10 protein-coding genes are annotated in these 13,784 nt (G+C 45.0%); 6 read left to right on the forward strand and 4 right to left on the reverse strand.

Features of this window, described 5'->3' with window-relative positions:
• The first annotated feature begins 57 nt into the window (after positions 1–57).
• Positions 58–1,518 (forward strand): Asp-tRNA(Asn)/Glu-tRNA(Gln) amidotransferase subunit GatA, encoded by a 1,461-nt coding sequence (gatA, locus tag QUB77_RS06415; RefSeq protein ID WP_333082744.1) that lies wholly within the window; start codon positions 58–60, stop codon positions 1,516–1,518.
• A 118-nt stretch (positions 1,519–1,636) separates the two neighbouring features.
• Positions 1,637–2,692 (forward strand): alpha/beta fold hydrolase, encoded by a 1,056-nt coding sequence (locus QUB77_RS06420; RefSeq protein ID WP_333174829.1) that lies wholly within the window; start codon positions 1,637–1,639, stop codon positions 2,690–2,692.
• A 102-nt stretch (positions 2,693–2,794) separates the two neighbouring features.
• Here QUB77_RS06420 and QUB77_RS06425 read toward each other — a convergent pair whose 3' ends face one another.
• A complete protein-coding gene (locus QUB77_RS06425; protein ID WP_333174827.1) occupies positions 2,795–3,499 on the reverse strand; it encodes a pentapeptide repeat-containing protein in 705 nt (234 codons plus the stop codon).
• Between the two features lie 647 nt (positions 3,500–4,146).
• On the opposite strand from QUB77_RS06425, the gene QUB77_RS06430 reads away from it, so the two are divergent.
• The 3 genes from QUB77_RS06430 (at position 4,147) to QUB77_RS06440 (ending at position 7,849) form a co-directional block, all read left to right on the forward strand.
• Positions 4,147–4,797 (forward strand): ATP-binding protein, encoded by a 651-nt coding sequence (locus QUB77_RS06430; protein ID WP_333174825.1) that lies wholly within the window; start codon positions 4,147–4,149, stop codon positions 4,795–4,797.
• Between the two features lie 297 nt (positions 4,798–5,094).
• Positions 5,095–5,433 (forward strand): DUF3593 domain-containing protein, encoded by a 339-nt coding sequence (locus QUB77_RS06435; protein WP_333174823.1) that lies wholly within the window; start codon positions 5,095–5,097, stop codon positions 5,431–5,433.
• Positions 5,434–5,758: 325 nt separating this feature from the next.
• A complete protein-coding gene (locus QUB77_RS06440; protein ID WP_333322854.1) occupies positions 5,759–7,849 on the forward strand; it encodes a serine/threonine-protein kinase in 2,091 nt (696 codons plus the stop codon).
• Here QUB77_RS06440 and QUB77_RS06445 read toward each other — a convergent pair.
• Complete coding sequence (locus tag QUB77_RS06445; protein WP_333322856.1) at positions 7,826–11,665, reverse strand: DNA polymerase III subunit alpha; 3,840 nt, start codon at positions 11,663–11,665, stop codon at positions 7,826–7,828. The two genes, QUB77_RS06440 and QUB77_RS06445, sit on opposite strands and share 24 nt — an antisense overlap.
• A gap of 263 nt (positions 11,666–11,928) precedes the next feature.
• Here QUB77_RS06445 and QUB77_RS06450 point away from each other — a divergent pair, with 263 nt between their 5' ends.
• Positions 11,929–12,792 (forward strand): DUF4037 domain-containing protein, encoded by an 864-nt coding sequence (locus QUB77_RS06450; protein ID WP_333322858.1) that lies wholly within the window; start codon positions 11,929–11,931, stop codon positions 12,790–12,792.
• 73 nt (positions 12,793–12,865) lie between these two features.
• Here the strand turns inward: QUB77_RS06450 and QUB77_RS06455 are convergent, their stop codons facing one another.
• On the reverse strand, positions 12,866–13,285 hold the full coding sequence (locus tag QUB77_RS06455; RefSeq protein ID WP_333174815.1) for a lysozyme inhibitor LprI family protein: 420 nt from the start codon (positions 13,283–13,285) through the stop codon (positions 12,866–12,868).
• 16 nt (positions 13,286–13,301) lie between these two features.
• Entirely contained in the window at positions 13,302–13,616 is a 315-nt protein-coding gene (locus QUB77_RS06460) for a DUF2499 domain-containing protein (RefSeq protein WP_332990381.1), read from the reverse strand.
• Between the last annotated feature and the right edge of the window lie 168 nt (positions 13,617–13,784).

A 13,784-nucleotide genomic window follows, 5' to 3' on the forward strand; every position in this document is an offset into this window, starting at 1 on the left:
CAATTGCCAGTTATATTAACTGTATTGTCTCAAAGTAGAAATAATAAAGGTACGAGCATGGCATCCATCCGCGAGTTGCACCGACAACTGGTCAATAAAGAACGCTCTGCTGTGGAAATTACTCAAGAAGCATTAGACCGAATTACCCAGCTAGAGCCGAAGTTGAAAAGCTTTCTGTGCGTGACGGCAGACAGCGCATTGGCGCAGGCCCATAAAGTGGATGCCCAAATCGCAGCCGGAGAGCAAATTGGCCTGTTGGCCGGCATCCCGATCGCCGTTAAAGATAATATGTGTACCGAGGGCGTTCCCACAACCTGCGCCTCTCGGATTTTGGAGAATTTTGTGCCTCCCTACGATGCAACCGTCGTCTCGAAACTCCAAGCAGCCGGTGCGGTGATTGTGGGTAAGGCAAATATGGACGAGTTTGCAATGGGGAGCTCGACAGAAACTTCTGCCTATCAAGTTACCGCGAATCCTTGGGACTTGGAGCGCGTGCCCGGAGGGTCTTCTGGCGGTTCGGCCGCAGCAGTGGCCGCCGGAGAATGCGTCGTGAGTTTGGGTTCGGATACAGGGGGCTCGATCCGCCAACCTGCTGCTTTTTGCGGGTTGGTGGGGCTGAAACCGACTTATGGGTTGGTTTCTCGCTACGGTTTGGTCGCCTATGCTTCTTCTCTCGATCAAATCGGGCCCTTTGGCCGGACTGTTGAGGATACAGCGATTTTGTTGGGGGCGATCGCCGGTTACGATCCGAGAGATTCCACGAGTCTTAATGTCCCAATTCCTGACTACGCTCAAGCTTTAAGACCCAGTTTGCGACCGAAGGGTCAGATTAGAATTGGTGTAATTAAAGAAACTTTTGGTGTAGGGCTGGACTCGGGGGTTAAAGACGCTGTTACTAAGGCGATCGAGCAATTTCAACAATTGGGCGCAGAAATTCAAGTCATTTCTTGTCCCCGGTTCCGCTACGGTTTGCCCACTTACTACATCATTGCTCCCTCGGAAGCTTCGGCAAATTTGGCGCGATATGATGGAGTGAAGTACGGTTTCCGATCTCCAGACTCCGATAATCTTTTGGATATGTATGCCAAAACCCGCTCTCAAGGGTTCGGTGCGGAAGTTAAACGCCGGATTGCGATCGGCACTTACGTATTGTCGGCTGGATATTACGATGCCTATTATCTAAAAGCTCAAAAAGTTCGGACTTTGATTAAAGAAGACTTTGAAAAAGCTTTTTCTCAAGTTGATGTTTTAGTCTGTCCCACTGCTCCTACTACCGCATTTAAGGCAGGCGAAAAATTCAATGACCCCCTGAGTATGTATTTGTCAGATTTGATGACTATTCCCGTGAATCTTGCTGGTTTGCCAGCTTTGAGTTTGCCCTGCGGATTTGATGATAAAGGACTGCCCGTGGGTATACAACTGATTAGTAATGTTTTGCAAGAATCTCGGTTGTTTCAAGTGGCTCACGCTTACGAACAGTCTACGAATTGGCACTTACACCACCCGGAATTGCATTAATTTTTGAAAATCGGCGGAATGCTGCGGCGGAAGTTAGTAATCGATCTTGGCTAATTGTCTGAATTAATTATTTGCCATTAGCTTTTGAGCGATCTCTACTTTCCCGCGTGCTCTATCTATGAACAATTTGCTAGTATTCCTTTTGTCTAAATCGCTAATAGCTTTTGGGATAGTTTTTGCCGTTGCTTATTCTGCTGCTTGTGTATTCCTATTTGTAGCGCAAGGTAAGTTTATCTTTTTTCCTGCGCGGGCGATCGAAACTACGCCAGATGATTTTCAGTTGAAATATCAAGATGTCTGGCTGCCAATTCCAACTAAAACAGGCGCGGTGGACAGCGTGCACGGGTGGTGGATTCCTGCCTCGGAAAATCCCCCCAGCCCCCCCAAAGCTTGGGGGGGAGCAAGAAAGGGGGAGGCTGTTCCCTCTGTTAACGCCGGAGACTTGGATACCTCCCCCAGCCCCCCCTTGCCAAGGGGGGGAGCTAGAGGAGTCGGAACGTCCCCCCAAAGTGAGAGACGGGCAGTCGCTGCGGTTCCCCCCATTAACAAGGGCTTAGGGGGGGTAGTTTTGTACCTGCACGGCAATGCTTCAAATGTGGGAGCAAATGTCGAACACGCTTATCGATTTCATCGATTAGGTTTTTCGGTATTTGTGATGGATTATCGCGGTTATGGAAAAAGCCAGGGCGATTTTCCGAGTGAATCTCAGGTTTATGAGGATGCTCAATTTGCTTGGGATTATTTGGTGAAACAGCGGGGGATTAACCCGAATCAAATTTATCTCTACGGTCATTCTTTGGGAGGGGCGATCGCGATCGATCTAGCCGTGCGTCACCCGGAGGCTGCGGGGTTGATTGTAGAAGGCTCTTTTACTTCGACGCGGGCGATGGTGAATTTCCAAAAAGGGCTGTTTTGGATGTTTCCGATCGATTTTTTGCTGACACAGCGGTTTGATTCTCTTTCAAAAGTCGATCGCCTGCAAATGCCCGTACTCTTTATTCACGGGACTGCTGACCATGTAGTTCCAGTGGAAATGAGCAAAAAACTGTTTGAGGCAGCACCTGAGTCCAAACAGTTGTACATAGTTCCTGATGGAGGTCACACTAATGTAGCCGAGATCGGGGGCGCAGAATATCTGCAAATACTGAGCAAATTTTTAGGTTCTTCAAAGTAGATAAAAGCTATCGGCGGTAACAGGTTAAGTTTGATATCTGTACCGCCTAATCGCACTTCTAACAGTACATATTAAACAGAGTAGTGATGGCGATGATACTGCTTAGTAGAACCTTAATACATTCAGCCACCAGTCATTCAAAGCATAGCAGTAATTACAGTAATTGTTCGTGCTGATCGCGGGTTCTTTCTTAACTTCGCAGCCTCGCCGAGAGGTTTTTTGATCGGGCATCCGGGCTCCACAGAGATTAGCATCGGTGAGATTAGCTTTGTTCAATCTCGCATCCCTCAAGTCTGCCAATCTAAGGTCGGCACCAGCGAGATTTGCACCACTTAAATCGGCTTCTTGGAGGTCTGCCCCGGTGAGATTTGCACCGCTTAAATCGGCCTTTCTCAGGTCGGTTCTATTTAGTTTGGCGGCGCTCAAATTACTGCATTTTAAGTTAGCCAACTGGAGGGATGCGCCTCGAAGAAAACTCTCGCTGAGGTTAGCATTTTCTAAGTTAGCTCCCCTGATATCGGCCCTGCTCATGTCGGCTTTGCTGAGGTCGGCGTCGGCCAAAAAGGCGTTTCTCATGTTGGCGTGGTTTAAATTAGCTTCCATTAAGTCAGCCGCAGTCAAGTCGGCATCAACTAAGTCAGCCCTGCTGAGAGTGGCGCGGCTCAAGGAAGCGCCAAACAAATCTGCACGGCTCAAGGAAGCGCCAAATAAGTCGCATCCGGGACATCCTCTGGTTTCTAGCAGTCGCTTGACTAGAGACAGATTTTGAGCTTGTAAGGGAAGTGCGGCGCAAAATGGGAGTAGCATTATCGCTGCAGTCAGAATTTTCAGTTGGATTTTGGTCATAGTCTGGGTAAGTCCTGTAACTGCCTTTCATCACCGATTTGTCTGCTGGACTTACGCGCGCGGGCCCAAAAACCCGGTTTCCTCGTTAATTCCTCGCTGCCAAACCCAATATTCTAAGCAGAAACAAAGTTGTTTGAGTAAGTCCTAGTCTAGTGGATGGACGCGACTCGACGGTGTAAGGTTCGTAGGCGTAAGCCGGGGCGTAGCCATCGCCCTCACGGATATTACTTAGGCCTTGGGGATGAAAGCGCGCACCTCAAGGCTTCTTTGCAGCGAGCGACCAACGGCCGGATGCCCTGAATACCAGGGATTCGGGAGCTTGCGACGGCTGGAACAAGTGGCTGACTCCGACAGCGGATCAGTATTTGTAATCGATGTAGTTGGATTTAGCTGCACAGGGCGATCGTTGTCCGTACAGGGGATAGGTAAATAAGCCAATTGGCTTAGACTCTTAAGACATATTGCTGATGCGCTGCTTTCTATAAAAAAGATAGCATTTTTGTGTGATCCCCGAAATAATACCGAGCCAGCAAGTATAAAAAAAATACCACGTGTCTCGGCGGGTGGGAACATTGGGTACAGCTAATACTTTCAGACGAGGAAAATAGATGTCTAACAGCATAGATCGACTTGCAGAAGGCGGCAGGGGGATCAAACTCATGTGGCAGATTGCAGACGAGCTCAGTTACACCCGGACTCTCGACAATCGAAATTGTTTGTCGCTGAGCAAAACTTACGAAGTAGAAAATCGCGATCGCTCCCAAAATATAAAAAAAGCTAGCATTTTAGATGGGTTAATGAATTTATTAAACACCTGGGATTGGCAGACTGAAAAACAGCAGGAAGAAGAGCTGCATGAAACTTGTATTCAACATATTAGCCTGCAAGTCAACACAGATGTCAATGCTTTAACCCAAGTTTTGTTGTGGTTTGAGCAGTTGAAAGATTTATCGCTCCCCAATGAGGTTTGGTGGAAGTTTCAATTGGGGTTGGCTGAAGGTTTCACTAATGCAGTTCGCCACGCTCACAAAAATCTACCCGTAGAAACTCCTGTTCAACTGGAAATTAGGGTATTTAAGGGACGGTTGGAACTCAAAGTTTGGGATTGTGGCCCGTGTTTTGATTTTGATGCTAAGCTGAAGGAAATTCTGGCAGCCGATAGAAATAACGGCTTGAATTTAGAGGTTGTGAACGATACTTGCTTAATGCCTAGCAGACAGAAAACTTTGGAACAGTCTCTATTTCTAATTGCTGGGTAGCTTTGGAGTGAGGGACAATTAACACACTGGCACGGTGAAAAATGTGTTATGGTAAAAACGGTGTTAGGGAAAAAGTTACGGGTTTTGTCTCCGCGTGGGTGAGGGGTTTTGAATACTGCAAACCTGCTGTGGCTTGGGTTAAAAGCTATGGTCTTGGGTGACTCTATAGCGGTTCGATAGAAACGGGTGGATCTGTCTAATTAAATATTAAAAACTAAACATTAAAAGTTAAAAAATATTCACACTAATTTTTGACTTTTTAACTTATCATAGTATCTGGTCGCTCACCAATTACTAATGATTTCCAAAGAAACTTTATTTGTTCTGTCTCTATTTCCCTACTTGGGATTTCTCTGGTTTTTGACTCGCTCGGGAAAAACACCCCGTTTAGCTCTGATGGGATTTTACGGCACTCTCGTTTTTGTGGCTGTGACTATTCCTGCCGCAATTTACGCAAAAGTTGCCTACAACGAGTCACTAGCAAATGTCGATTGGCTGCACGGTTCTGCAGAACTCTTCTTAACAATTGCCAATATTTTATTAGTTTTAGGCTTTAGAGAAGCGGTGATTAAAGCCAAAGCATCCTCACAGAAGGGCGGCGAGGAGCCAGAGTGTCTTTTAGACGCGGGAGAATAGGCGGGATCATCTCAATTTTGTATTTGCTCTCCGCATAAATGCTCCAGAATAGCCGTAGTTAACAGTTAACAGTTAACATACCAGTTTGCGATCCGCCAACCTGCAAAATTTTAGGAAAGCATTAGAATATATGGAAACTCACATCAAGCACTTCTAGTGTCCTCACCTTGGTTTCTTGCCACGGGCTCAACTTGAGAACCGAGATTTTGGGTTAAGAAAGCGAGTTTCTCAGGTATTGTCGAGAATGGTGCTCTGGGCGTGAGTGGAAACAGACTGCCATGTTGCTAAGTTTAGCTGTGGTGGGAATCTCCAGGCAGGAAAAAAGATGAGCTATTGCCTCAATCCCCATTGCCAAAAGCCGCAGAATGCTGACTCAACCAATTTTTGTCTGGCGTGCGGCTCTAAATTGCTACTGAAAGAGCGTTACCGCGCAATTCAACCTATCGGTGAAGGAACATTTGGCAGAACTTTTTTAGCTGTCGATGAAGATAGGTTGAAAACTCCCTGCGCCATCAAACAATTTTTCCCCCAAGTTCAAGAAAAAGCTGAATTAGAAAAGGCAACTGCACTGTTCAAACAAGAAGCTCACCGGTTGCACGAACTCGGAGAGCACCCGCAGATTCCAAGTTTGCTGGCTTCTTTTGAACAAGCCAAACGTCTGTATCTTGTGGAAGAGTTAATCGAGGGAAATAATTTGTTTCAGGAGTTGCAGCAGCGGGGAGCTTTTAGCGAGGAACAGATTTGGGAATTGTTGATCAATTTGTTGCCTGTTTTGCAATTTGTTCACGAACAGCAGGTGATTCATCGGGATATTAAGCCGGAAAATATTGTGCGGAGAACTCCCCAAACCTTGTGGGCGGCGGCGGGATACAGCACCTCAACTCCTGGTAAAGGAAAAGGAGGGGCTTCTTTACCTCAATCTTCTGGTGGCATGAAAGGGATAATTGTCGCTGAATCTCCTGCTGTACAGGGGAAGGCCAGGGGGGGTCAGTTTGTGCTAGTTGATTTTGGAGTTGCTAAGCACATTACCGGCCTTTCGGAGGCGCAAACTGGAACGATAACTGGAACTGCTGGCTATGCGCCAATCGAACAAATTCGCAGCGGCAAGGCCTATCCAGCGAGCGACCTTTACAGTTTGGGCGTTACCTGCATTCACCTGCTAACTGGGGCGGTATTGAAGGATTTGTTCGATGCTTTGGAATGCAAATGGATTTGGCGATCGCACTTGGCGCAAAAAGGCATAAAAGTCAGCTCAAAATTAGCAACTATTTTGAATAAATTACTCAAAGATTCGGTAAAAGATCGATATCAATCTGCTGGTGAAGTGCTGCAAGACTTAGTAAAATTTGGGCAATATCCTCGCTCTCAAATCTCTTATAATTATCGAACCAAAATCGCTATTAATTCGCCAGTAACTAACTCGGAGCCAAATACAGCAACCGCCGTCTCGGCCGCGCCGCCCCAGAATATTTATGTTGTGCCATCCGCTGGCAATCCGAGATTATTGTCGTCTAATAACTGGCGGTGCGATCGCATTATCCAAGGTCATTCAGCCCCGGTTAATGCTGTGGTTATTAATCCTCAAGGTAATATTCTCGCGAGCGCCAGCGACGATAAAACAATTAAGCTGTGGAACCTGCAAACAGGTGAATTCATCCATACTTTTTTCGGCCATTCCGCAACGGTTGATGCTGTGGCAATCAGCCCAGACGGGAGAATGCTAGTTAGCGGCAGTTTTGACAGAAAAGTTATTGAGTGGAAGCTGGATAAAAAGGCGATGATTCGCGAATTTTATAGCGATTTTGGTTCGCCGTACAGTCACCGCTACGGCTCCGTGTACTCGGTGGCTTTTAGTTGCGACTCTGGAGCGATTGCGAGTGCCAGTGGCGACAAGAGTATTAAATTGTGGAACCAGCGCAACGGAGAATTGGTTCAAAAACTTTCGGGACATTCGGACAAGGTTTTATCTGTTAGTTTTCGCCCTCAAAGTATGATGCTTGCCAGCGGCAGTGCTGACACAACTATCAAGATGTGGCTTGTAGGTATTGGGGAGAGTATACGGACTTTTGTCGGTCATTCAGATTGGGTTTATGCGATCGCATTTAGTCAAGATGGAAAGACGATTGTCAGTGGAAGTGCCGACACTACTGTTAAATTGTGGAATGCCGATACAGGGGAATTGATTAATACTTTGAGGGGGCATTCAGATGCGGTGATTTCGGTGGCGATTAGTCCAGATCGGGAAACTATCGCTAGCGGCAGTCGGGACGGTACGGTTAAACTTTGGAATCTGGAAACAGGAGAATGTTTGTGCTCTCTTGCTGGGTGCAATCCGGTGGCTTTTAGTCCTGACGGTCAAACTTTAGTCACCGGTGGCGATGGTGGCGAAGTGTTAATTTGGCGGGCGTCTGTTTAGTTGGGCGAGATAAGTGACATACTTGTTAAGGCGATCGGTTTTAGTGTCAAGTAAGCGACTGGCCCAAGAATGTACATTAAGTTGCGATCGCATTTCTCGAAATACCGCAGCATCCCCGCGATTGTGTAGAGGAAAAACCCAAGCATCAAATCCAGCCGACTTGAGACGGCTAACAGTTCCCTCGCCATCTTGCACCCACAATTGAGGGTTAATCCGAAGGGGTTGACAGGAATATTCACCGACAACAATTCCGCCCACCGAAACGCTAGCACCTTCTCCACGATTGGAAAGTTCTTGCAAAATAGCTTTGAGGGAATTGAGTTTTTTGCCGTCTTGTACTTGCTGCGGTGTCAGCTTGACAATCACCATTTCTAAAACTTCGACAGGTTTTGTCGATCGTACAGTGTTGACTGGTTCCGCCGGCCAATCGTTATTTATTTCCGGTTCCTCATTCTCGATTTCCTCTTCAACCTGTACTGTTTCAACCGGCTTTGCAGTGTCTACAATTATCTGAATTTCCTCCCCATCTTTCTCAATTTTTCCACTAATATGTAAGATCGCATTCTCTACAATGTAAGGCTTCACTTGTTCGTAAGCCTTGGGGAACACCACAGCTTTTATTTGAGCTGTTAAATCTTCTAATTGCAAAATTGCCATCGAATCGCCTTTTTTGGTCACTACCATTTTGATAGCGCTGAGCATGACAATAACTGATACTTTCCCTTTTTTATCTGCTAACTGTTCGAGAGTCACAACATCGGGGTCTTCGTTTACTTGCATGAGAAACTTTAGGGGATGTTCTGACACATAAAAGCCCAGCAATTCTTTTTCTAAACGCAATTTCTCCTGTTGGTCAAAATCTTTTACCAATTTAGATTTAGGTGCAGACTCATAGGTATTGACCGACTTACCAAAGCTATTCGCACCTAACAAATCAAAGAGATTACCTTGGCCGCTTTCTCGGTCTCTTTTTCGCTCTTGCGCCCATTTCATCACTCCTTCTAGGTCGTTTACTAATTGCTTGCGGTTGTTTTCAATTTTATCAAAAGCACCGCATTGAATTAATGCTTCTAGAGCGCGGCGGTTCACAGAATGGAGATTTACGCGATCGCACAAATCCGGCAGCGATTTAAACTGACCCCCTTCGTGCCTCGCTGCCAAAATATTTTCAATCGCCGCTTCTCCCACATTTTTAACAGCAGAAATTCCAAACAAAATTTTATCCTTTGCAGCTCCAGTCCTCTGTTTGGGAAGCGGTGTAAAAGTAAGTTCCGAGCTATTAATATCGGGCGGCTCAACCTCAATACCCAGCTTGAGACAATTGGCAATATATTTCTGTACTTTATCCTGATCGCCCCTGTTAGCAGTCAGCAGTGCAGCCATGTATTCTAGAGGATAATTAGCCTTTAAATAGGCAGTTTGATACGTGATATAGGCATAAGCCATTGAATGGGATTTATTAAAACAATATTCCGCGAATTGCAGCATCTGCGCAAACAGTTTATCAGCAATTCTTTGACTGACTCCATTCTTAGTTGCGCCGTCGATAAACGTTTCTTTTTGCTTCTGCATTTCATCAGCTTTCTTCTTGCCCATTGCACGCCGCAGCAAGTCAGCTTGCCCCAAAGAATAGCCCGCCAAATCTTGAGCCATCCGCATAATTTGCTCTTGAAAACAAAGCGTTCCGTAAGTCTCTTTTAAAATCGGCTCTAATAGCGGATGATCGTACTCAACTGTTTTACCGTGCTTGCAGTCAATAAACTGAGGAATCAAACCTGCATCCAGCGGGCCAGGTCGGTAAAGTGCCAAAATAGAAGAAATATCATCGAGACAGGAAGGTTTGAGTTTTTTCACTACATCCAGCATTCCAGAGGATTCTAACTGAAAAATACCTTCTAAATCTCCTCTTTCTAAAAGTCTATAAGTTTTATCTACATCATTTGGTAACTTTTTGATTCTGGCAAAAGCCTCTTGAGCTCTGCGCTCTATATCAGAAGGCAGCATTTCTGGATCGACTATTTGATTTTGGGTGTGCTTAATATAATCAACTGTTTTCTGGAGCGTTGTTAAATTTTTTAATCCCAAAAAGTCCATTTTCAGCAGCCCCAAAAATTCCAAATCTTCCATGAAATATTGGGTAATTACAGCACCCTCATTATTCTTTTGCAGCGGTACAATTTCATCCAACGGCTCTGAAGAAATTACTACACCTGCGGCGTGAACGCCATAGGTTTTGTTGGTTCCTTCAATGCGAATTGCCATGTCAATCCACTGACGAACTGGGACTTCTGTCCCTGTTTCTTCATTAATGCAAATTGTCTTTTCATAGTTTTCTTTAAATTCCTGTGCCGGTGTGTCAGCGGAAATCATCACTTTAAGTTTTTCCGGTTTTCCCCTGGAAACGGGAATTAATTTTGCCATTTCGTCGGCTTTTTTGTAGGGAATACCTAACACTCTGGCAACATCTTTCAAGACAGCTTTTGATGTCATTCTGTTGAAAGTAATAATTTGCGCTACGCGGTCGCTGCCATATTTTTCAGTAACGTATTTAATCATGTCGTCCCGCCTTTCTATGCAGAAGTCGCTATCAATATCAGGCATAGATTTGCGTTCGGGATTGAGAAATCTCTCGAATAGTAGTCCGTGGTGTACGGGGTCTATATTGGTGATTTTGAGGACGTAGGCAACTAGAGAGCCTGCGGCAGAACCACGTCCTGGGCCTACGGGAATATTGTTATCTCTAGCATATTTTATGTAGTCCCAAACTACTAAAAAGTATTCCGAAAAGCCCATCTGCTGAAGCATTTTCAGTTCGTATTCTAGTCTTTGTTTGTAGACGGGGGGGATTTCATTTCTGGTGCGGGCTTTGAGGCGTTCTAAGAGTCCCTGCCAGGATATTTCTTCTACATAAGTATCGGCTGTATGTTCGGGAGGGATTGGGATTGTGGGAATTCGAGCTTCTCCTGTCAGCTCGTATCTCGATACTTTATTTGCGACCTCTAGGGTATTTGCGATCGCCTCTTTGATTGTTTCATCATCCAAATGGTCTCGAAACAGTTGCGCCATCTCCTCCGCAGACTTAAGATACTCAGTGCCGCTGTAGCGCATCCGCTTGTCTTCTTCAATCAGTTTATTGGTATTAATGCACAGCAAAGCATCGTGTGCTTCTACGTCGTTGCAGGAAATATAGTGAGAATCATTGGTGGCAATTATTTTAATGTTGAGTTCGCGGGCAATTTTGACTATTTCAACATTAACAATCCGGTCTTCTTGGGAACCGTGGTCTTGAATTTCTATATAGTAATCTTCCCCAAATACTTCTTGATACTCTTTTGCAACTTTGCGGGCAGCATCTAACTTGCCTTGCAAAATCATTTGGGGAACTTCGCCGCCCAAACAAGCACTGGTAACAATTAAACCTTCGGAGTATTGTTTTAGCAGTTCTTTGTTGATGCAGGGTCGAGCAAAAATACCTTTTTCAGGCATTCCCTTTAAGTGGGAAATTGTGGTTAGCTTGACGAGGTTTTTATAACCTTGGGTATTTTTAGCTAAAACAACTTGATGGTATTTTCTTCTACCTCGAACTTTTACTTCTATGTCGCCGTTGACAACATACATTTCATTGCCAATAATTGGCTTAATATTTTTATTTCGGCAAACTTTGATTAGCTCGATCGCGCCGTACATCACCCCGTGGTCTGTAAGGGCGATCGCGGGCATCCCCAATTCCACCGCCCGTTCTGCGAGCTGCTGTAGCTGAGAAGCCCCATCTAGTAAGCTATAATCGCTGTGAATGTGCAAACCAACGAAGGACATAGGGATTTTAGATTTTAGATTTTAGATTTTAGATTCTACACTATCTGCGTGTCAAAGTGTAAAATAAACAAACAAACTTTTATGTTACTTTTGAGATAATTTTGGTAGGGGATACGATGCCGCAGCGCATCAGTTCGCCTCCGCCGTATTTGTTAACAATTATCAATTGTTGAGTTACGAGTTCCAGGTTAGGCGTTAAAATATTGAGTGCTATAGTTAAGCATTTACTGTTATTTTTTTTAAGTGCAAAACAAGGTAATTAAATGCTGCACAATTATAAACTAACTCTCGAAGAAATTCCGCCACTGGCTCAAACTATTGGCGAGCATTTTAGCAGTTTGCCTCAAGTTGTAGCGGTAGTTTTAGCAGGTTCTCGAACAACTATAGTTACGGATGAGTCGTCGGATTTTGATTTTTACGTGTATGTTGAAGAGGAAATTCCTGTTGACATACGGGAGGCGATAGCGAGACAATTTTCCGATCGCATCGCCATCAACAATCAATTTTGGGAACCCGGCGACGAGTGGATAAATATTAACACTGGCTGCGGTATAGATATTATGTACCGCAGGCCCGAATGGATCGAAGAAGAACTCGATCGCGTCCTGGTCAAACATCAAGCATCAGTAGGTTATTCAACCTGTTTTTGGTGGAACGTTCTCACCTCAGTATCATTGTATGACAGAGACGGTTGGTTTCAGCAATTTCAAGCCAAGGTCGATCGACCTTATCCCGAACAACTCCGTCAAGCCATAATTGCCAAAAATTATCCGATTTTGCGCCACCAGATTTTTTCATTTCGCCACCAGCTAGAATCCGCTGTTTTGCGCCGCGATTTAGTAAGCATTATCCATCGAACAGCCGCTTTTTTAGGCAGTTATTTTGATATTGTTTTTGCTATTAATTCTATACCTCATCCGGGCGAAAAGCGCCTGGTAGAAAGGGCAACAGCTTTGTGCTCAAAATTGCCTGAAAATTTGGATAGCCAAATTCACAGTCTAACTAATTCTATTTCGTTACCTGCGGGCGATCGCCAAATTTTACATTGTCTTGATGGACTGGTTGACAGTCTCGATCGCTTGTTAATTGAGGCAGGTTTAATTGCTACTAATTCGATCGCTAAGTAGGTAAGTGCAAAAAAAACCTAGTTCCATATCCTAGGGTTAGCAGTGTGCACCTCCCTAAAGAGCGATCGAACTTTTACAAACTTGCTTGTTGCAAATAACGCTCCAAGTCTTTCACTCGTTCTTGTGTCACCCTCGCTCTGCAATAACCGTAGGTAGAAGCAGCCAAAGTTCCACCTTCAAACTGCCCCATTTCATAATTGCAAGATTCATCTCTAAATTTGAGCCAACTACGCTGTGCTACTATCAATCTTTGCTTTTGTTTGCTGTTGAGTTTCGGCTGAAGTTGCTGATATACTTGATTAAGTTTTCTGTCGGCTGCCTGAAACTCTTGACTGGAACACACATTCTGATCCTGTGTAGTTTGAGGACTTTTGCAGTTAGGCTGTTGGGCGAGTTCCAAGGAAGTGTTGCTGGCTTGGCTGGGAAGTAAAAATCCGGCTGTTAACAACAGCGAACTCGCGCCTAATTTGACCCAAATAGTAATTTTTTTCAAAATATTTACCTCTTTTTCAATCTTTAATTTTCTCTGCTGGTTGAGCCGATCGCCAAATCCACCAAGCCGCCGCCCACAGAGTAAAATTGCCGATGAGAGTCATCGCCGCTTGCAGGGTAACGATCCATTCTAGGGCGGGAGAGTTGTCAAAATAGTGCCACGTACAGGCACACATAGCGCTGACAAGAGCGGGCAGCATTCCGGCGGAAAGGGCCCACCAAGCTCGGTTTTGAGTGACTTCGCCGTAAGTCCAAATTAACCAGATGGCGGCAATCCACTCGACGACGCTAGAGACGTGAATAATCCAGGTGGGAATTGACAAAGCGTGCATTTTTTGTATTGTGAACGAAGATGAAAGATTTATCGATCGGGACTTAGGCAATTGTCATATTAAAGTATGATGAGTCAGTCGATTTTAGATTTTAGATTTTAGATTTTAGATTTACTCCACAGATGAATCTTGGAGCTTGAGCTTTGGTCTAAAATTTTAGGAGCATCC

Origin of the sequence: Microcoleus sp. AT9b-C3 (genome assembly GCF_036705485.1) — a bacterium.
Taxonomy (GTDB): Bacteria; Cyanobacteriota; Cyanobacteriia; order Cyanobacteriales; family Microcoleaceae; genus Microcoleus.

Bases quoted from the DNA above. Each gene is read 5' to 3' on its own strand.
- gatA (WP_333082744.1), top strand. From the start codon at position 58: ATGGCATCCATCCGCGAGTTGCACCGACAACTGGTCAATAAAGAACGC.
- QUB77_RS06420 (WP_333174829.1), top strand. From the start codon at position 1,637: ATGAACAATTTGCTAGTATTCCTTTTGTCTAAATCGCTAATAGCTTTT.
- QUB77_RS06425 (WP_333174827.1), bottom strand. From the start codon at position 3,499: ATGCTACTCCCATTTTGCGCCGCACTTCCCTTACAAGCTCAAAATCTG.
- QUB77_RS06430 (WP_333174825.1), top strand. From the start codon at position 4,147: ATGTCTAACAGCATAGATCGACTTGCAGAAGGCGGCAGGGGGATCAAA.
- QUB77_RS06435 (WP_333174823.1), top strand. From the start codon at position 5,095: ATGATTTCCAAAGAAACTTTATTTGTTCTGTCTCTATTTCCCTACTTG.
- QUB77_RS06440 (WP_333322854.1), top strand. From the start codon at position 5,759: ATGAGCTATTGCCTCAATCCCCATTGCCAAAAGCCGCAGAATGCTGAC.
- QUB77_RS06445 (WP_333322856.1), bottom strand. From the start codon at position 11,665: ATGTCCTTCGTTGGTTTGCACATTCACAGCGATTATAGCTTACTAGAT.
- QUB77_RS06450 (WP_333322858.1), top strand. From the start codon at position 11,929: ATGCTGCACAATTATAAACTAACTCTCGAAGAAATTCCGCCACTGGCT.
- QUB77_RS06460 (WP_332990381.1), bottom strand. From the start codon at position 13,616: ATGCACGCTTTGTCAATTCCCACCTGGATTATTCACGTCTCTAGCGTC.